This is a genomic window from Microbispora sp. ATCC PTA-5024 (assembly GCF_000511135.2).
Lineage (GTDB): Bacteria > Actinomycetota > Actinomycetes > Streptosporangiales > Streptosporangiaceae > Microbispora > Microbispora corallina.
The window spans coordinates 964,435-982,781 of the sequence record NZ_KI866523.1 but is presented as its reverse complement, the minus strand read 5'-3'; the positions used below and the strand labels follow the sequence as shown (position 1 = coordinate 982,781).

Genomic DNA, 18,347 nt, shown 5'->3' with positions numbered 1-18,347 from the left:
GACGTCCGAGAGGGTGAGTAGCGACGACAGGAGCGGGTCGTCCTCTGGCACCGTCCTGGTGTTGCTTCTCCGTACGCCGGTAAACGCCGTCGGCGGCATGCGCGGCCACAGAAAACGCCACGTCAGGGCGTCTTCCGCTCGCGCGCGGGCGTCAGCGCGGTCCGCCGTAGAGGGACACGCGCTCGTCCTTCTCGTGGCCGACGTCCTCGCCCAGGAACACGTCGCGCCGCCACGGCTCGTGGGCGATGTTGACGATCCAGTGCTCGTAGTACCAATCCGTGCCGTACCCGCTGAAACGGAAGTTGACCTGGTAACGCGCACGCTCTCCCGGCCGCAGCACGAACACCTGACCTGGGAAACGATCCCGCGGGTACGCGGCCGGGACCGGCGTCCGGGTCACGTGGAGCGCCGCCTCCGACACCGTGAACCGCAGCCCGTCGAGCCGTACCGGGAGGATGTGCTCGCGGACGACGGCGGCCGGAGCGTACCCGGTCCGTTCCTCGGCGAGGAGGTCGTGGTGCACGAGCGGCGCGTCCGGCATCGGCGGCAGCGCGAACGCCGCGGGGACCTCGCGCCGGCGTGCGGCCTCCGCCGCACCGCGCCCCTGCTTCGTCCACCGGATCACGATCCGCTGCACGATCACCATGAGTCCCCCTGGCGTCCCCCGCAGCCGAGCCGCCGATGCTCCGCCCTTTGGTCCTTCTCATCACGCCGTAGTCAGTGGAGCGACGGATGGCGCATGTCGCGTTCCTTCGGCGCCCACACGACTGCGATGGTATTGGGAGACCGCTTCGCTAGCGTGGAGTCGTGCGCGTGGAGCAGTGTGCATCTGTCCGGATCACCGGTCGTGGCCTGACTCCTGCCCAGATCTCCGACACGTTGGGGATCTCGCCCTCACGAACATCTTCGGCTGGGGCATGGGTGCTCGAACCCCCGAGGGGTGACTCCGGGACCTCACTGGAGGAGCAGATCAACGCAGTCGTCGGGCCTCTGCTCGGCGTCGTGGGCGAGCTCGCGGAGCTGGTTCGCGGCGGGGCTGTGGTGGAGCTGTTTCTCTCGCGGAGCCTGCTCGGTCCCGGCGCGGGGATGTTGTGCTTCATGATCGATGGTTCTGTCATCAGGTTTCTGGCCGAGGTCGGCGCATCGGTGTGGTTCGACGAGTACGACGAGTACACCGGCGAGGAGGCCGGCACGCGCCTCGTGTGAGCCTGGCGGCCGGCCGTGAACCATCGGCGAAGCACGTCGATAGGGGGTGCCATCAGGGCCTATACCTCGTCTATACCGGCGTCTTCGATGCTCGGTCCAGGCCCGCGATGCCCTTCGCAGAGAAGGCGAACGTCCAGGCACGACTGAGGTGGGAGCGCTCCCACATACCACGATCGCGGAGCTTCGGCTGATGAATGGGGGCCGCCGCGGGCGGCCGGGTTCTCTCGGGGGTGAGGGGTGTTCCAGTTCGACGTTCTCGGGCCGCTACGGGTGAGCCGTGACGGGGTGCCCGTCCCGCTCGGCGCGGCGATGCTGCGGCGCCTGCTCGCGACACTGCTCTGCGCGGCGGGCCGACCGGTGGCGGTGCCGGCCCTGATCGAGTCGCTGTGGGGGGACGATCCGCCGCCCAGCGCGCACAAGACCCTCCAGGTGTACGTCCTGCGGCTCAGGCGGGCGATGGGCGAGCGTGACCGCATCGTTCACGGCGCCGGCGGCTACGCCGTCACCGTACGGCCGTCGGAGCTGGACGCGCTGCGCTTCCGCGACCTCGCGGCGGCCGGGCGGGCCGCGAGGAGGGACGCGGACCCGGCGACGGCCGCTGCGCTGTTCCGGCGCGCGCTCGATCTGTGGCGGGGTCCCGCGTACGCCGGCGTCGAGGACGTCGCGCTCGTGGCGGACGAGGCCCGGCGGCTGGAGGAGGAGCGGCTGCTCGCCCATGAGGAGCTGGCGATCGTCGACCTGGCTCGCGGCCGCGACGCCGAGCTGGTCACGGACCTGACCGAGATGGCCGGCCTGCATCCGTACCGGGAACGGCTGCACGCCTGCCTGATGCTGGCGCTGTGCCGCGCTGGGCGCCAGGTCGAGGCGCTGGAGGTGTACCGGCGGGCCCGGACCGTGCTCGGCGAGGAGCTCGGCGTGGAGCCGGGCCGGACGCTGCGGCGGGTGCACGAGGCGATCCTGCGGGGCGACGCGCCCGGCTCGGTCGTCGACGAGCTCCTCGGGCCGTGGACGGACGACGGGGACGGGCACGGCACGCACCTCGACATCGGAAACGGCGACGCCGAGGAGCGGACGAGCGAGGGACGGACCGGGCCGGCGGCGATCGCGCCCTGCCACCTGCCCCCGGACGTCGCCGACTTCACGGGCCGGGCCGAGACGGCGGAGTCGCTGCGACGGTGGCTCGCAGACGCGGGACCCTCCCCGACCATGACGGTCGCGGCCCTGTACGGCGGGGCGGGCATCGGCAAGACCGCGCTCGCGCTCCACGTCGCCCACCGCCTGCGGGAGACGTTCCCGGACGGCCGCCTCTACCTCGACCTGCGGGGAACCCGGGAGCCGCCGGTCGACCCGGCCGAGGCGACGGCGCGCCTCCTGGTCGCCCTCGGGGTGGACGCGCGGGAGCTGCCGGACGGCGCCGAGGAGCGGGAGAGGCTGCTGCGCGCCGTCCTGGCCGACCGCCGTGTGCTGCTCGTGCTGGACGACGCCGCGGGCGAGGAGCAGGTGAGGCCGCTGCTGCCCGGCGGCGCGGGCTGCGCCGTGCTGATCACGGGCAGGCGAAGGCCGGCCGGGTTGAGCGCTCACTGCGTCCACGTGGACGCCCTCGACCCGGCGTCCGCCACGGCGCTGCTCGGGCGGATCGCGGGACCGGAACGGGTGGCGGCCGGCCCATCGGTCGCGGCCGAGATCGTCCGGCTCTGCGATCACCTTCCCCTGGCGGTGCGGATCGCCGGGGCCAAACTGGCGCTGCGCGAGCACTGGCGGCTCGACGACCTGGCGGACCGCCTCCGGGACGAGCGGCGGCGCCTCGACGAGCTCGCCGTCGGCGACCTGTCGGTGCGGACCGGCCTCGCCGCCGGCTACGACAGCCTCGACAGGCCCGCGCGGAGGGCGCTGCGGCTGCTCGGCCTGCTCGACGTCCCGACGTTCGCCGCCTGGACGCTCGCGGCGGCCCTCGACGTCACCGTGCGCGAGGCCGAGACGTACGCCGACCTGCTCGTCGACGCCCAGTGGCTGCGCTGCGAGGGCGGCGACGGGGCCGGCGGATTCCGGTACCGCCTGCCCGGCCTCGTCCGGCTCTACGCCCGGGAACGCGCCGAGCTGGAGGAAGCCCCCGGCGAACGGGACAAGGCGGTCACCCGTGCCCTCGGCGGGCTGCTCGCGATGGCCGACGCGGCGGGCCGCGGGCTGCCCGAGCAGGTGGCCTCCGACATCCGCGGGACGGCCCCCCGCTGGTACGCCGACCCCGTCACCACCCGGAGGCTGGTGGGCGACCCGCTCGCGTGGTTCGACGGCGAGCGGGAGGCCCTGGCGGAGGGGGTGGCGCAGGCCTGCCGCCTCGGCCTGGACGAGCTGGCCTGGGAGCTGTCCGCGCGGGCGGCCGGCTACTACGCCGTCCGCGGCCACTACCGGGACTGGTCGTCCACCCACGAGGCGGCGCTGAAGGCGTGTGCGGCGGGCGGCAACCAGTGGGGCGAGGCGGTGATGACGCGCGACCTCGGCTACCTGCGCATGGCCGGAGTGGAGCCTCGTCGCGACGTCGCGGCGGACAAGGCCGAGGAGGCCCTGGCGGTGTTCCGTACGGCGGGGGAACGGCACGGCGAGGTCGACCTGCTGTGCCTGCGGGCCCTCGCGCTGTGCCGTGCGGGCGACCCCGAGCAGGCCCGCGCGGTGGCGGACGAGGCCATGGTCACCGCCGAGGAGATCGGCTACGACCTCGCCCAGGCTCGCCTCTGGTACGTCCAGGCCGTCACCTGGCGGGAGCAGGGCCGCCACGCGGACGCGGCCGCCTGCGCGGAGGGCGCGCTGCGCCTGGCGGTCCGCGGGGGCGGCGTCCTGACCCGGGCCCTCACCCTGTGGGAGCTGGCCGCCGCCTGCCGGGACCACAGCGCGAGCAGACGGGTCTCCCATCTGCTGTGGGAGGGCCTGCAGGTCTGCCGGCCGCGTGGGGAGCGGCTGGCCGAGGCGTATCTCCTGCTCGCCCTCGGCGATCTGCGCCTCCGGTTCGGGCGCCGGAACGCGGCGAGGCTGGTCGAGCCGGCGCTGGCCGTGTTCGGCGAGTTCCGGGTGCCGTCAGGGCAGGCCGCCGGGCTCCGGGTCCTGGGCGAGTCGCACCGCCTCGACGCCCGGCCGGAGCAGGCGGTGCGGACGCTCACCGACGCCGTCGGCGTGGCCCGCGACCTGGGCGACCTCCATGAGCAGGCGCTCGCCCTCGGGGCACTCGGCCGCGCCCAGCGCGACCGCGGCGACCCGGTCGCGGCCGCGCGGTCGTGGACGGCCGCCCACGGGCTGTTCCAGCGGCTCGGCGACACCGGCGGGGCCGCCGAGATCGCCGCGTCGCTCGCGGAAGAGGCCTCCCGGACCGCCGGTCTCCCCGGCTGGGGCGGCGTGCCCGGCTGAGGCCCTCAGGACAACCTGCGGACGACGACGCCCAGCACCTCGTTCACCGGCAGGTACCCCCAGTGCCGGGAGTCCCGGCTGATCGGGCCGTCGCCGAGGACCACCAGCCGGCCGGCCGGGACGACGTCGTCCGGCCCCGCCTGCACGCGCGCCGCGACCTCGGCGGGCACCCCGTCGCCCGGGGTCGCGGCGATCCGCTTGATGAGCCACTCCGTCCCGCGCAGGTCCCGCCCGGAGGAGCGGGCGCCGTCCGGCTGGACGCGCCGGAAGACCACCACCTGGCCGCGCCGCAGGGTCACCCGCCCGCCGCGCCGCAGCAGGACCCGGTCGCCCGGCTGGTACGTCGGCACCATGCTCGTCCCGGCCACCTGTACAACGACGAAGCGCCGCCGGGCCGCGAGCAGCCCGGCGGCGACGGCGAGGAACAGCAGCAGCATCACGAAACGTCGCATCGGCACCCCTCCGGCCCGGTCAGCCCGATCGGGATTCTGACCGGCCCCGGTTGCGCCGCGGTAGCGCGATCCGGCGGCCGGCCGCAACCGCGGCGCAGGCGCCGTCGAGCATCCTCACTGGGCGGGCGGCCTACCACGCCCGCACCCCTGAAGGGAGAACGCATGATCCGGACGCTGAACCGCCTGGGAGACCGGCTCCTCGCACGGCTCCTCCCCGGCGCCGAAGCCCAGGCCGACAACTGTTTCACGTACTGGCCGTCGGGCGGCTGCGACCGCTACAAGGACTGCTACCCCAACCCGACCGGCTTCCTCTGCATCACGTACTGGCGGAGCAGCTGCAGCGGCGCCTGGCAGAACATCGGGTACTGCTGACGGGCTCCACGTCCATGGTCTACGTCGTGCTGACCGTCCGGCTCGTGCTGACGGGGGTCTTCCTGATCTCCGTCCTCACGAAGCTGCGCACGCGGGAGGCGTTCGGCGAGTTCACCACGGCGGTACGGCGGCTCGGCGGCCTTCCCACGGGCCTCGGGACGCCGGCCGCCGTGGCGGTCGTCGCCGTCGAGGCCGGAACCGTCGTCATGCTGGCGGCGCCCGGGCTCGACGGCGACGGCAGACCGGGGCTCCTGCTCGCCGGGGGCCTGCTCCTCGGGTTCGCCGTGGTCCTGGCCACCGCGCTGCGCCGGGGGACGACGGGGCCGTGCCGGTGCCTGGGCGGCTCGGACGAGCCGATCGGCCGCCGGCACGTGGCGCGCAACGTCGTCCTCGTCGCATGCGCGGTGGCCGGGGCCGCCGCGACGTCCGCCACGGCCGCGACGCCCGTGGCGGCACCCGCCGCCGCGCTCTGCCTGCTGGGGGCGTCGGTCGCCGTGGGCGCCGTCGTGCTCCTCGACGACCTGCTCCATCTCCTCCGCTGACCCTCGAATCGAAGGGAACGCCCATGGCCGTCCTGGTCGCCGCCGTCATCCTGCTCGGCGGGCTCGTCCTGGTGAACCTGCTCCTGACCGGCGCGGTCATCAGGAAGCTCCGGACCCTCTCCGAGGAGTCACGTGCCGCGAGGGCTCCCCGGACTTTCGGACTCGCCGTGGGCGCCGAGGTCCCGGCCTTCTCCGCGGTCACGGTGACGGACACGAAGGTCACCGCGGACGACTTCGCGGGCGAGCGCACCTTCGTCGGGTTCTTCAGCACCGACTGCCCGCACTGCCTGCCGAAGGCGCCCGCCTTCGTCGAGACGGCACACGCCGCCGCATCCGACGGGATGCGGGTGCTGGCGGTGGTCGTGGAGGGCGAACAGGAGTCCGCCGGTTTGCTCGCCGCGCTGACGGACGAGGTGAGCGTCGTCGTGGAGAGCGAGGGCGGGGCGATGGCCGACGCGTTCGCGATCGCGGCCTTCCCGTCGTTCTTCCTGGTCGGCCCCGACGGAACCGTCGAAGCCAGCGGCCTGAAGCCGGAGCTGCCGGCCGTGCCGGCCCCGGCCCGATCGGCGTGAGGTCGCGGCTCGAGCCGCTGCGGCTCACCCTGGCGCTCGTCTGGCGCGCCGGACCCGCACTCGCCCTGTCCCAGCTCGTCATGGCGGTCCTGGGCGGCGCCTCCCCCGTCGCGATCACCTGGCTCACCAAGGTCCTGATCGATCGCCTGACCGCCGGGACGGGCCCGTCGACGACCCCGGCGGCCGCCGCGATGGCGGCGCTCGGAGCCCTGACCGCGCTGCTGCCCCACCTGTCCGGGTACGTCCAGAGGGAACAGCAGCGCCGCATCACCTGGCACACCAGCGACGAGCTGTTCGCCGCGGTGTGCCGGATGCAGGGACTGACCAGGCTGGAGAACCCGGGGTTCCACGACCGGCTCCAGATGGCCCAGCAGTCCGCCCAGACCGCACCGCAGCTCGTCACCGAGTCGGCGCTCGGCGTGGTGCGCAGCGGCATGACCATCACCGGGCTCCTCGCCGCCCTCGCCACGCTCAGCCCGCCGCTGGCCGCCGTCGTGGCGGCGGCCTCCGTGCCCGAGCTGATCGTCCAGCTCCGGCTCGGCCGTCGGCGCGCGCGTCTGCGCTGGGAGATGGCCCCCGCGGAACGCCGCCGGATGTTCTACCAGACGCTGATGCTCGACCACCGGGCGGCCAAGGAGATCCGGCTGTTCGGCATCGGCGGCTTCCTGCGCGGACGCATGCTGGACGCGCTCGCCGCCGAGCACCGGGCGGACCGCCGGATGGACCTGACGGCCATCCGCTACAACGGGGCGCTGACCGCCCTCAGCACGATCATCGCGGGGGGCGCACTGATCGTCCTCGTCGCCCGGATTTCGGCGGGCGAGGCCGGCATCGGCGACCTGGCCGTCCTCACGGCCGCCGTGGCGGGCACGCAGTCGTCCCTGTCCGGCGTGGTGATCCGGCTGGCCCACCTGAACGAGGCACTCGACCTGGTCGGCCACTACGCCCACATCGTGACCGTCGGGCCCGACCTGCCGGAGCCCGCCGCCGGTGGCGAGGTGGCGCCGCTGCGGCGGGGCATCGAACTGCGCGACGTGTGGTTCCGGTACGACGACGACCATCCGTACGTGCTCCGCGGCCTGAACCTGACCATCCCGTACGGGCGGAGCATGGCCCTGGTCGGCCTCAACGGCGCCGGCAAGAGCACGGTCGTCAAGCTCCTGTGCCGCCTGTACGACCCGGAGCTCGGCAGCGTCCGCTGGGACGGAACCGACCTGCGCGACCTGCGCGTCACCGGGCTACGCCGCCGGATCGGAGCCGTGTTCCAGGATCACATGGCCTACGACCTCACCGCGGCGGAGAACATCGCCGTCGGCGACATCGACGCGCTCGACCGGCCGGAACGGATTCAGGAGGCGGCCAGGCGAGCGGACATCCACGACAAGCTGGCCGGCCTGCCCCGCGGTTACGACACCATCCTGTCGCGGTTCTTCGCCTCCGACCCCGACGGGGATTCCGGCCAGGGCGTGCTCCTGTCGGGCGGGCAGTGGCAGCGCGTCGCCCTCGCCCGCGCCCTCCTCCGCGCCGACACCGCTGACCTGCTCATCCTCGACGAGCCCAGCTCGGGGCTCGACCCCGAGGCCGAGCACGCCGTCCACCAGCGGCTGCGCGACCAGCGCGCCGGCCGCACCTGCCTCCTCATCTCCCATCGCCTCAACACCGTGCGCGGCGCGGACCACATCGTCGTCCTCGACGACGGCCGGATCGCCGAGCAGGGCACCCACGACGAGTTGATGAAGCTCGGCGGCGCGTACGCCCGCCTGTTCACCCGCCAGGCGGCCGATTTCCAGCTCACCGCGCCCTGAGCCGGGGGGTGCTCCCCCGTGACTCAGCGTGCGGGCAGGGTGGGATGGGGGTCGACCGGCCCGACGTCGACCATGCCGGTGGTGATGGCCCACCGTTCGTGGTCGCGCCAGGCGCCGTCGATGAACAGGAGCTCGGGCGAGCGCCCCTCGTGGCGGAAACCGGCCCGCCGGACCAGCCCGAGGGACGCGTGGTTGCCGGGCTGGATCTGGGCCTCGAGCCGGTGGAGCCGCAACCGCTGGAAGGCGTGGCGCACCACCAGGTCGAGTCCCTCGGTCATGTAGCCCTGGCCGGCGCTGGGGGCGAAGGCCGCGTACGCGAGGGAGGCGGACTGGAACCGTCCCCGGATGATGCTGTTGATCGTCACGACGCCGGCGATCGCTCCCGTGCCGCGCACGCAGACGAGCAACGCCTCCTCGTCGGGCTTCTCGTACCGCGCGAGGTACGCCTCGAACTGCTCGGGGGTCGCGGGGAGCGACATCCAGGGGTGGTGCAGGCCGGCACTGGCTTCCACCAGGTCGAGGAACTCGTCCTGGTCGCCGCCGGTGAGGGGACGCAGGACCACCCTGGAGTCCGGCCGGGCGGCCGGGATTTCATCGCCACGCATGGGCCGCACCGTATCGGCACTCGGGTACCGGTCGCGGTCAGGGGGTGGGGGCGCCGGGCCGGTGGGCGGGCTGGAACAGCTCGACCAGATTGCCCGCGGGGTCGGCGAGCAGGATCTGACGCCCGCCGGGTCCGGCGACCACCTCGGTGCGGAACGACAGGCCGGCGGCGCGCAGCCGGGCGATCTCGGCGTCCAGGTCGTCGACGTTCAGGTGGATGCGGTTGCGGCCGGCGCCGCCGGCGTCGGGAGGGGTGGCGCGGGCGCCGGAGCTGGCGGGTCCGGACAGCAGCAGCCGGAGCGGCCCGCGCACCACGTCGGCGAACGCCGGGGAGGAGCTGTTCACGGTGAAGCCGAGGTGGGTGGTGTAGAAGTCGACCCCGGCTTGGACGTCGTCGACGACGTAGCGGACGCCGGCGTGCCGGTCGGATGCGGTCATGGATGGGCCTCCGATGTCTGGGCGAGGACGGGCAGGAGGTGGCGGACGCGGCGGTCGATGTCCGCGGCCGTGCGGGTGAACGCGGCCCGGCTCTCGGTGGGGTCGCCGGAGGCCGGGTCGGGGATGCTCCAGTGGACGCGCCGCGCGTGGTCGCCGAACTCGGGGCAGACTTCGCGGGCCCGGTCGCACAGGGTGATCACGGAGTCGAACCGGCGATCCCGCACCGTGTCCAGATGGCGGGGCCGCAGGTCGCCGATGTCGATGCCGTACCGCTCCCGCAGCACCCGTACGGCATCGGGATGCATCCGCTGCCTGGGCCGGCTGCCGGCGCTCGCCACGGTCACGCCGCCGGACGTGTGGTGGCGCAGCAGCGCTTCCGCGATCGGCGAGCGGGCGCTGTTGCCCGTGCACACGAACAGCACCGCGAGACGCGGCCACCCGTGCCCGCCCGCCGGGGGCGCCGGTGGCGGGGCGAGGTGGCCCAGCGCCGGATGCAGGGCGGCGCCGGCGCCGGCCACGGCCTGGGCGCACCGGTCCAGGTCGAGCCGGTAGTAGCTGTCGCGACCGTCGTGGCTGCTGCGGGTGGCCGCCACGAGGCCGCCGTCGCGCAGCAGCCGCAGATGGTAGGAGACCAGGTTCTGCGGCGCGCCCACCAGCGTCGTCAGCTCGCGGACGCGCAGGTCGCCGGTGGCCAGCTCGGCCAGCAGCCGCCAGCGCAGCGGGTGGGCGGCCAGGCGGACGAAGGCCGGGGCGACTTGACTCGACGACGCCATGCCCCGGACGATACATCAAACCAGTTTGATGGAACAGCTCCCCGGGAGGTGCGGGATGGCATCCCAGCCGGAGGCCGCCGGCGTACCGGGGGCGGACCGCGACGACCGCCTGGCACGCCGGCTGGGCACGGGCGACGCGGTGGTGATCGGGCTCGGGTCGATGATCGGGGCGGGTGTGTTCGCCGCGTTCGGCCCGGCCGCCCGCGCCGCAGGCACGGGTCTGCTGGCCGGGCTGGTGATCGCCGCGGTGATCGCGTACTGCAACGCGGTCGCCTCCGCGCAACTCGCTGCGGCGTACCCCACCTCCGGCGGCACCTACATCTATGGCCGCGAGCGCCTCGGCGACTGGTGGGGGTTCACGGCCGGCTGGGGCTTCGTGGTCGGCAAAACCGCCTCGTGCGCCGCCATGGCGCTCACCTTCGCCTCCTACGCGGTACCGGGCCCGTGGTGGGCGCAGCGCGCCGCCGCCGTCGCGGCCGTGTTCGGACTGACCGCGCTCAACTACCGCGGCGTGACCAGGACCGCCCTGCTCACCCGCGTGCTCGTCGCCACCAGCCTGACCGCCCTGGCCGTCCTGGTTGCGGGTATCGCGCTGGGCGGGCACGCGGGCACCGCGCGTCTGGGCGGTTGGGCCGCCCTGGGCACGGGCGGCGCCTACGGCGTCCTCCAGGCTGCGGGGCTGCTGTTCTTCGCCTTCGCCGGTTACGCCCGCATCGCCACCATGGGGGAGGAGGTCCGCGATCCGCGCCGCACCATTCCCCGCGCGATCCCGGCCGCCCTGTTCATCGCGGTGGCCGTCTACCTGGTGGTCGGGGTGGCGGCGCTGCTGGCCGCCGGGCCCGGCCGGCTGGCCGCCTCGACCGCACCGCTGACGACCGCGGTCGAGGCGGCGGGCGCGGGCGTCCTGGCCCCGGTGGTACGGGTGGGCGCCGCGCTGGCGGCGCTGGGCGCGCTGCTCGCCCTGATCGCGGGCATCGGACGCACCACCCTGGCGATGGCCCGCCATCGCGATCTGCCCGGCAGGCTCGCGGCCGTCCATCCGCGGTACCGGGTGCCGCACCACGCCGAGATCGCCCTCGCGGTCGTCGTCGGCGTCCTGGTGGCCGTCGCCGACCTGCGCGGCGTGATCGGCTTCTCCTCGTTCGGCGTCCTCGTCTACTACGCCGTGGCCAACGCCTCCGCGTTCACGCAGCCCGCCGCCGACCGCCGCTGGCCGCGCCGGCTCAACCTGCTCGGCGTCGCCGGATGCCTGACCCTGGTCGTCACCCTGCCCTGGCCGTCCGTGGTCGCGGGCGCGGCCATGTTCGCCGTCGGGCTCGCCGGGCGGTGGGTGATCCTGCGACGCCGGGCACCGGAGACCGCATCCGGCAGGTGAGCCTCGCAGGGTGGCCGTTCAGCCCCTCAGGACGCCGTGCAGGAGGAGGTCGATGAGCTTTTCGGCGAGGCCGGGATCCTGCTCGGTGCCGGCCATGACGCTGATTCCGCCGAGCGCCATCAGGACGTCCTGTGCCCTCACCTCCGCCCGCGTGACCCCCTCGTCCGCTCCGGCCGCGAGAAGGCGGCCCATCGCCTCGGCCAGGTCGGCGCGGGTCTGCAGCCGCTCGCCCTCGTCGGTCAGCACCACGCGGAGCGCCTCGGCCATGCCGTGCTTGGCGGCCATGAAGTCGATGAAGCGCGCCATCCAGGTCCGCAGCGCGTCGGCCGGGGGCAGCGCGGCCGCGAGCTCGGGCGCGGCCTCGCACAGGAGCCGCACTTCGTGCCGGTACATCGCCTCGATCAGCAGCTCCTTCGAGGGAAACCGGCGGTAGAGCGTGCCGACGCCGACGCCGGCCTCGCGGGCGATGTCCTTGACGGAGGCGCCGGCGCCGTCGCGGGCGAAGGCGGCCGCCGCGGCCTTGAGCAGCCGGTCCTCGTTGCGTTGCGCGTCGGCGCGCAGCGGCCGTGGCTGCCGCGCGCCGTCGCCGTCGCGGGTGCTGGTGCCGGTGCCGGTGCTGGTGCCGGTCAATCCCATCCCTTCCCGTCGGCTTGCAAGCGGAACCGGTTCCGGTTATGGTCTCGAAGCGGAACCGGTTCCGGATACAAGGCTACCGCGCATGGGGCTCCCCTGCGAGCCGCGGGAGAGCCGAGGGCGGGGCAGGAGAAGAGGTAGAAGATCATGGATCGGTTTTTCGAGGGCACCACCGCGCTGGTCACCGGCGGCGGAACCGGCATCGGCCGGGCCTCGGCACTCGCGCTGGCCGCCGCCGGCTGCACCGTGACGGTCGCCGGGCGCACGGTCTCCAGCCTGGAGGAGACCGTACGGACGATCACCGAGGCCGGCGGCGCCGCCCGCCTCGTGGAGTGCGACGTCAGCGACGAGGAGTCGGTCGCGCGGGCCGTCCAGGTGGCGGCCGGCGACTCCGGGCGACTGGATTTCGGGGTCAACAGCGCCGGGATCAGCGGCGGCGACGATACGCGGAAGACGGCCGACTATCCCACCGAGACCTTCGACCGCATGATCGCCGTCGATCTGCGCGGAACGTTCCTGTCCATGAAGTACGAGCTGCGCCGGATGCGGGCGCAGGGCTTCGGATCCATCGTCAACATCGGTTCGGGAGCGAGCGTCGTCGGAGTGGCCGGCTTCGCCGGGTACGCCGCGGCCAAGCACGGCGTCATCGGACTGACCAGGACGGCCGCACTCGACTACGGACCGGACGGCATCCGGGTCAACGCCCTGGTCGTCGGCCTGGTCGACACCCCGCTGATCGCCGAGGGGCGTTCGCCGGACGTGCTGGCCGCCCGTGTGGCCGCCCACCCCATCGGCAGGATCGCCGAACCCCGGGAGATCGCCGACGCCGTCCTGTGGCTGTGCTCCGGCCGATCCAGCTTCGTCACCGGCGCGGCCCTCCCGGTCGACGGCGGATACACGGCCCGATGAGCGGCAGGACGACGCGGCACGCCGTGACCGCGCCCTCGTTCGACCACGTCGGGCTGTCCGTCGCCGATCTCGACCGGCAGTGCCGCTTCTACATCGAGGCGTTCGGCTTCCACGAGGAGTACCGGACGGAGATCCCCGACGCCGGCATCCGGATGGCGCTCCTCGCCGGCGCCGGCCGTACCGGGATCGAGCTCACCGAGCGCGCCGGCTCGGCGTCGCGGCACTTCGCGGACCCCGTCGAGGCCGCCGGCACCCAGGGCTACTTCCACTGGGCCCTGACCGTCGACGACCTGGACGCGGCCGTCGCCACCGCTGTCGCCTGCGGCGCCCGCCCGGTCTCCGCGCCGGCGCCGGCCCGGCGGCCCGGGATCCGCTTCGCCTACCTGGCCGACCCCGAGGGCAACCTCGTCGAGCTGCTGCACCACACCCACTGACCAGGTCACCCACGACCACGACACACGGAGGAGAGACATCATGACCGGACGACTGCAGGACACGGTGGCGCTGGTGACCGGCGCCGGCAGCGGCATCGGCGAGGCGACCGCCCGCGCCCTCGCCGCGGAGGGCGCGGCCGTCGCCGTACTCGGACGGCGACGCGACAGGCTGGAGCAGGTCGCGGACGCGGTACGGGCCGGCGGCGGGACCGCCCTGGTCGTGGAGGCCGACATCACCGACCGGCGGCAGGCCGTGACGGCCGTGGAGAGCGTGGTCGCCGGGCTCGGCCGCCTGGACACGCTCGTCAACAACGCCGGCTTCATGGGCGTCGGGCAGGCCGTCGACTCCCCGATCGAGGAGTGGGAGCACATGCTCGCGGTCAACGTCCAGGGGCTCCTGTACGTCACCCACGCCGCCCTGCCGCACCTCCTCAGCGCGGCCGAGGACTCCCCGCGGCGGGTGGCGGACCTCGTCAACATCAGCTCCACCGCTGGCCGGGTGGCGCGGCCCGGGACGGCCGTCTACAACCTCACCAAGTTCGGGGTGAACGGGTTCACCGAGGCCCTGCGCCAGGAGGCGGTGCCCAAGCGCCTCCGGGTGAGCGTGGTCGAGCCCGGCACCGTGGACACCGAGCTGAGCACGCACCTCCGCGACGGCGTGCGGCAGGCCATCGAGCGCCAGATCGAGGGCATGGAACTGCTGCGCCCCGAGGACGTCGCCGACGCCGTGTCGTACATCGTGACCCGGGACCGCAGGGTCGCCGTCAACGAGATTCTCGTGCGCGCCGCCGAGCAGACCTGGTGAAGGAAAGGGACCGACCATGGAATACGTGAAGCTGGGCACCACCGGCCTCGACATCTCCCCGATCTGCCTGGGCTGCATGACCTTCGGCGAACCGGAACGCGGCTACCCCTCCTGGAGCATGCCCGAGGAGGAGGGACGGGCGATCCTCCGGCAGGCGATCGACGCGGGCGTCAACTTCTTCGACACCGCGAACGTCTACTCGGCCGGCTCCAGCGAGGAGATCCTCGGGCGCGCCGTCAGGGACTTCGCCCGCCGCGACGAGGTCGTCATCGCGACCAAGGTCCACGGCACCATGCGGCCCGGCCCGAACGGCGGCGGACTGTCCCGGAAGGCGATCCTCACCGAGGTCGACGCCAGCCTCACCCGCCTCAGCACCGGTTACATCGACCTCTACCAGATCCACCGTCTGGACCCGAAGGTCCCCATGGAGGAGACCCTCGAGGCCCTGCACGACGTGGTGAAGTCCGGCAAGGTCCGCTACATCGGCGCCTCGTCCATGTACGCCTGGCAGTTCGCGAAGGCGCTGTACCTCCAGAAGATGAACGGGTGGGCGCGCTTCGTGTCCATGCAGAACCACTACAACCTGCTGAACCGCGAGGAGGAGCGCGAGATGCTGCCCCTGTGCGCCGACCAGGGCATCGGCGTCATCCCGTGGAGCCCGCTTGCCCGGGGGCGCCTCACGCGCGACTGGGGCACGGTGACCGGCCGCTCCTCGGCCGACGCCTTCGGCGACAGCCTGTACGGCGCCACCGAGGCCGCCGACAGGGCCGTGGTCGAGAAAGTCGCGTCGATCGCCGCCGCGCGGGGCATCCCCCGGGCGCAGGTCGCGCTCGCGTGGCTGATGCGCAACCCGGTGGTCTCCGCCCCGATCGTGGGCGCCGCCGACCCCCGCCACCTCGACGACGCGGTGGCGGCGCTGGACGTCGTCCTGACCGACGACGAGGTCGCCGAGCTCGAGGCCCCGTACGTCCCGCACCCGGTCGCCGGGTTCTCCTGACCGGGCCGGTGCTCCCTAGCCGATGACGTCGGCGGCGAGAAGCTCTTCCAGCTCTGCGAGGTCGCCGGTCTGCGCCGCGGCCAGGAACGTCCGTACGAGGCGCCTGTGCGCGGTGGTGTTCACCGGCTGACGTCGCTCCGTGGCCAGGTGCTCGTGGGCGCGCCGAGCGAGTTGCCGCGTGTGGCACGCACGCAGGTGAAGGATCTCGGAGATTCGCCGGTAGGGGTAGTCGAACGCCTTACGGAGGAGGTACACCGCCCGTTCGGCCGGCGTCAGCTTCTCCAGCAGCAGCCAGACCGCCACGTCGACCGCATCCTGTCGTTCGGCCGCCGTGTCAGGGCCCGCGCCGCCGTCGGCCGCTTCGGGAAGCCAGAGGCCGGCGGACGTCTCGCGACGCCTGCGGGCGGACTGGACGACGTTGACGGCCAGCCTGGTGGTGGTCAGCGCGAGGAACGCGGGCGGACTCAAGACGGCCGAGCGGTCGGTGCGCGCCCATCGGAGCCACGCCTCCTGCACCACGTCCTCGGCCTCGCCCACGTCTCTCAGGACGCGGAGCGCGATCGCGATGAGCCGGGGCCGGACAGGGACGAAGGCCGCGGCGGCCGCCTCCAGCCCGCCGGCCGACCGGTCATCGGCCACGGAGACCGTCATGGTCGCCTCTCCGTCCGCGCACGCCGTCCATCTCGGCGATCTTCATCTCCGTCCACCCCCGTCAAGGTCCGTCCGTCACACGACTCGCCCGAGTGCGAAACTCGGACATGCTTCGTCCGATTAACATACCCGGATAGGAAATGTCCGATTACGCGGCGGCGTCGGGGCGAGGCCGAGCAGGCGCCGCCTGGGGGGCGGACGCGCCGCCCGACCGGATAGAAAGAGAGCTGACCGCGGAGAGGAGCGATTATGAGCCGGCAGAATCCGACCGTCGTTCTCGTGCACGGCGCCTTCGCCGAATCCGCCGGCTGGAGCGGCGTCGTCGAACGATTGCAGGCGAACGACGTGCCGGTGGTCGCCGTCGCCAACCCGCTGCGGAGCCTCCCGGGCGACGCCGCCTATGTGCGCGACGTGCTCGCGAGTATCGGCACACCCGTCGTCCTCGTCGGTCACTCGTACGGCGGCATGGTGATCACCGAGGCCGCCCGCAGCGACACGGTGGCCGGCCTCGTCTACGTCTGCGCCTTCGCGCCGGACCAGGGGGAGTCCGCGTTCGGGCTGTCGACCAGACTCCCCGGTAGCACCCTGGGCGAGACCCTCACCGCCTACCCGGTCACCACCGGCGGCGTCGAGTTCGCCATACGGCCGGACGCCTTCCCCCAGCAGTTCGCCGCCGACGTGCCGCCCGGCCTGGCCGCTGTGATGAGCGCGACCCAGCGCCCGGCCACGGAGATCGCCCTCGCCGGAGGGCTGCGGACGAACACGCCCGCGTGGAGATCCATCCCGTCGTGGTTCGTCTTCGGCGACGAGGACCTGTGCATCCCGGTCTCCCTGCACCGCTTCATGGCGGACCGGGCCGGCGCCAAGGGGGTACGGGAGGTGCCCGGCGCGTCCCACGCGATCGGCGTCTCCCGGCCCGACGCCGTGACGGCGTCGATCCTCGAGGCCGTGACCGCGGTCACGGCCTGACGAGGTCCCGTCCTGAGGTCACCGGCGGCCACCGGAGGCCTCGGAGCCGACGACGACCCCGGCCCGGCGTTGTCACAGATGGCTGTGCTGCCCTGTCTTTCTCACCGTGAGCAGCCGCGGGAGCGACGGGAGCCGAACCTTGCCACCAGCCAGCACGACACTGCGGATCCGGGTCCGGATGAGCGCGCGTTCCATCGACGAGCCGCACCGCGTCTCCAGCCAGCTTGAGCTCCTGTTCGACCTCACCTTCGTGGTCGCGGTCGCGGCCGTCACCGCCGAGCTCGCGCACGCCGTCGCCGACGGCCGGAGCCCCGGCGAGCTGGTCCCGTTCCTCCAGGTGTTCTTCGCGATCTGGTGGGCGTGGATGAACTTCACGTGGTTCGCTTCGGCCTACGACACCGACGACGTCGCCTACCGGCTGCTGACCATGGTGCAGATGGCCGGTGTGCTGGTCCTCGCCGCCGGTGTCCCGGCCGCGACCGGTCACGGCGACTTCGGCGTCGTCACGGTGGGCTACCTCATCATGAGGATGGCGCTGGTCGCCCAGTGGGTGCGGGCCGGCATCGACGACCCGGCGAGCCGGCGCACGGCCCTGCGCTACGCCGCCGGCATCACCGTCGTGCAGACCGGGTGGATACTCCGTTTCCTCCTCGCGGAGTCGGGCGCGCTGCCCTCCTGGAGCGCGCTGCCGTTCTTCCTCTGCCTGGACGTCATGGAGGTCGCGCTGCCCCGGTGGGCGGAACTGGTCAAACCCACCACCTGGCACCCGCACCACATCGCCGAGCGCTACGGCCTGTTCACGATCATCCTGCTCGGCGAGAGCGTCCTGGCGGCGAGCCGGGGCGTCGAGGGGGCGCTCGACGCGGACGGGATCACCTGGCCCTTCGTCGTCATCGCCTTCTCCGGCCTCGTCCTGCTGTTCGCACTCTGGTGGCTGTACTTCCTCGTCCAGGCCGGCGAGGGCCTGCGGGACCGCCGTCACCGCTCGTACCTGTGGGGGTACGGCCACTACGGCATCTTCGCGGCGCTGGCGGCCCTCGGCGCCGGGCTCGAGGTGGCGGTGACGCAGACCGGGCACCCGGTGGCGGCGTCGCCGGTGGCGCTCGGCTACGCGGTCGCCATCCCGGTCGGCGTGTTCCTCGCCCTGCTCTGGGCGGTGCACGCGCTCGTCGCCGAGGAGCCCGTCATCCATCCCGTCGCGGTTCTCAGCTGCGTCGTCGTCGTCATGTCGCTGCCGCCCGCCACGGCCGTGGTGGGCGTGGCCACCGTGGTCGCGGGGATCGCGGCGGCCTGCGTGCTGCTGGTCGTCGTCACGATCGCGACCGCCACCCGGCGGCGTGCCCGGCTCGCGGAGAGGAAATCCGAACCGGCTGTCACAAGCTCGGAGGCTGCCTTGTCTTAGCTGACGACCGGCC

Annotated in this window: 20 protein-coding genes; 13 read left to right on the top strand and 7 right to left on the bottom strand. The window is 73.5% G+C overall.

All coding sequences use genetic code 11. From position 1 onward, the window contains the following. Positions 1 to 151: 151 nt before the first annotated feature. Positions 152 to 646 (bottom strand): hypothetical protein, encoded by a 495-nt coding sequence (locus MPTA5024_RS40935; protein WP_036325076.1) that lies wholly within the window; start codon positions 644 to 646, stop codon positions 152 to 154. Between the two features lie 161 nt (positions 647 to 807). On the opposite strand from MPTA5024_RS40935, the gene MPTA5024_RS17150 reads away from it, so the two are divergent. Next, positions 808 to 1,206 carry a hypothetical protein gene (locus MPTA5024_RS17150; RefSeq protein ID WP_157099515.1) on the top strand — a complete coding sequence of 133 codons (399 nt, stop codon included), beginning with the start codon at positions 808 to 810 and terminating at the stop codon, positions 1,204 to 1,206. A 237-nt stretch (positions 1,207 to 1,443) separates the two neighbouring features. Continuing rightward, the gene (locus MPTA5024_RS17145) at positions 1,444 to 4,602 is read left to right on the top strand and encodes an AfsR/SARP family transcriptional regulator (protein WP_051458276.1); all 3,159 of its coding nucleotides are present in this window, start codon (positions 1,444 to 1,446) and stop codon (positions 4,600 to 4,602) included. A gap of 5 nt (positions 4,603 to 4,607) precedes the next feature. Here MPTA5024_RS17145 and MPTA5024_RS17140 read toward each other — a convergent pair whose 3' ends face one another. Further along, entirely contained in the window at positions 4,608 to 5,054 is a 447-nt protein-coding gene (locus tag MPTA5024_RS17140) for a S26 family signal peptidase (protein ID WP_084369748.1), read from the bottom strand. A 162-nt stretch (positions 5,055 to 5,216) separates the two neighbouring features. On the opposite strand from MPTA5024_RS17140, the gene MPTA5024_RS17135 reads away from it, so the two are divergent. The 4 genes from MPTA5024_RS17135 to MPTA5024_RS17120 are packed head-to-tail and all read left to right on the top strand — an operon-like array spanning position 5,217 to position 8,345. After that, a complete protein-coding gene (locus MPTA5024_RS17135; protein ID WP_036325072.1) occupies positions 5,217 to 5,426 on the top strand; it encodes a hypothetical protein in 210 nt (69 codons plus the stop codon). Between the two features lie 14 nt (positions 5,427 to 5,440). Continuing rightward, positions 5,441 to 5,968 (top strand): MauE/DoxX family redox-associated membrane protein, encoded by a 528-nt coding sequence (locus MPTA5024_RS42260; RefSeq protein ID WP_051458275.1) that lies wholly within the window; start codon positions 5,441 to 5,443, stop codon positions 5,966 to 5,968. Between the two features lie 23 nt (positions 5,969 to 5,991). Continuing rightward, a complete protein-coding gene (locus MPTA5024_RS17125; RefSeq protein ID WP_051458274.1) occupies positions 5,992 to 6,540 on the top strand; it encodes a peroxiredoxin family protein in 549 nt (182 codons plus the stop codon). Continuing rightward, the gene (locus MPTA5024_RS17120; RefSeq protein ID WP_036325070.1) at positions 6,537 to 8,345 is read left to right on the top strand and encodes an ABC transporter ATP-binding protein; all 1,809 of its coding nucleotides are present in this window, start codon (positions 6,537 to 6,539) and stop codon (positions 8,343 to 8,345) included. The genes MPTA5024_RS17125 and MPTA5024_RS17120 overlap by 4 nt, the downstream gene beginning before the upstream one ends. Positions 8,346 to 8,368: 23 nt before the next feature. On the opposite strand, the gene MPTA5024_RS17115 is transcribed toward MPTA5024_RS17120, so the two are convergent. The 3 genes from MPTA5024_RS17115 to MPTA5024_RS17105 are packed head-to-tail and all read right to left on the bottom strand — an operon-like array spanning position 8,369 to position 10,159. Next, positions 8,369 to 8,950, bottom strand: coding sequence for a GNAT family N-acetyltransferase (locus tag MPTA5024_RS17115; protein ID WP_051458273.1), 582 nt, complete (start codon positions 8,948 to 8,950; stop codon positions 8,369 to 8,371). A gap of 37 nt (positions 8,951 to 8,987) precedes the next feature. Further along, positions 8,988 to 9,386, bottom strand: a complete 399-nt coding sequence (locus tag MPTA5024_RS17110; RefSeq protein ID WP_036325068.1) for a VOC family protein — start codon at positions 9,384 to 9,386, stop codon at positions 8,988 to 8,990. After that, a complete protein-coding gene (locus MPTA5024_RS17105) occupies positions 9,383 to 10,159 on the bottom strand; it encodes an arsenate reductase/protein-tyrosine-phosphatase family protein (protein ID WP_036325066.1) in 777 nt (258 codons plus the stop codon). The genes MPTA5024_RS17110 and MPTA5024_RS17105 overlap by 4 nt, the downstream gene beginning before the upstream one ends. A gap of 55 nt (positions 10,160 to 10,214) precedes the next feature. On the opposite strand from MPTA5024_RS17105, the gene MPTA5024_RS17100 reads away from it, so the two are divergent. Next, positions 10,215 to 11,534, top strand: coding sequence for an APC family permease (locus tag MPTA5024_RS17100; RefSeq protein WP_051458272.1), 1,320 nt, complete (start codon positions 10,215 to 10,217; stop codon positions 11,532 to 11,534). A gap of 18 nt (positions 11,535 to 11,552) precedes the next feature. Here MPTA5024_RS17100 and MPTA5024_RS17095 read toward each other — a convergent pair whose 3' ends face one another. Beyond that, on the bottom strand, positions 11,553 to 12,164 hold the full coding sequence (locus MPTA5024_RS17095; protein WP_198167197.1) for a TetR/AcrR family transcriptional regulator: 612 nt from the start codon (positions 12,162 to 12,164) through the stop codon (positions 11,553 to 11,555). A gap of 150 nt (positions 12,165 to 12,314) precedes the next feature. Here MPTA5024_RS17095 and MPTA5024_RS17090 point away from each other — a divergent pair, with 150 nt between their 5' ends. The 4 genes from MPTA5024_RS17090 to MPTA5024_RS17075 are packed head-to-tail and all read left to right on the top strand — an operon-like array spanning position 12,315 to position 15,312. Then, positions 12,315 to 13,076, top strand: a complete 762-nt coding sequence (locus tag MPTA5024_RS17090; protein ID WP_036325064.1) for an SDR family NAD(P)-dependent oxidoreductase — start codon at positions 12,315 to 12,317, stop codon at positions 13,074 to 13,076. Next, a complete protein-coding gene (locus MPTA5024_RS17085) occupies positions 13,073 to 13,510 on the top strand; it encodes a VOC family protein (protein WP_051458271.1) in 438 nt (145 codons plus the stop codon). Before MPTA5024_RS17090 ends, MPTA5024_RS17085 begins: the two co-directional genes overlap by 4 nt. A 40-nt stretch (positions 13,511 to 13,550) precedes the next feature. Next, positions 13,551 to 14,315 carry an SDR family NAD(P)-dependent oxidoreductase gene (locus MPTA5024_RS17080; RefSeq protein WP_036325062.1) on the top strand — a complete coding sequence of 255 codons (765 nt, stop codon included), beginning with the start codon at positions 13,551 to 13,553 and terminating at the stop codon, positions 14,313 to 14,315. 16 nt (positions 14,316 to 14,331) lie between these two features. Then, positions 14,332 to 15,312 (top strand): aldo/keto reductase, encoded by a 981-nt coding sequence (locus MPTA5024_RS17075; protein WP_036325060.1) that lies wholly within the window; start codon positions 14,332 to 14,334, stop codon positions 15,310 to 15,312. A 15-nt stretch (positions 15,313 to 15,327) separates the two neighbouring features. Here MPTA5024_RS17075 and MPTA5024_RS17070 read toward each other — a convergent pair whose 3' ends face one another. Next, positions 15,328 to 15,963 carry a sigma factor gene (locus MPTA5024_RS17070; protein ID WP_051458270.1) on the bottom strand — a complete coding sequence of 212 codons (636 nt, stop codon included), beginning with the start codon at positions 15,961 to 15,963 and terminating at the stop codon, positions 15,328 to 15,330. Between the two features lie 249 nt (positions 15,964 to 16,212). On the opposite strand from MPTA5024_RS17070, the gene MPTA5024_RS17065 reads away from it, so the two are divergent. Then, a complete protein-coding gene (locus MPTA5024_RS17065; protein WP_036325058.1) occupies positions 16,213 to 16,932 on the top strand; it encodes an alpha/beta fold hydrolase in 720 nt (239 codons plus the stop codon). Positions 16,933 to 17,110: 178 nt separating this feature from the next. Further along, positions 17,111 to 18,334, top strand: coding sequence for a low temperature requirement protein A (locus tag MPTA5024_RS17060; protein ID WP_051458269.1), 1,224 nt, complete (start codon positions 17,111 to 17,113; stop codon positions 18,332 to 18,334). The last annotated feature ends 13 nt before the right edge of the window (positions 18,335 to 18,347 follow it).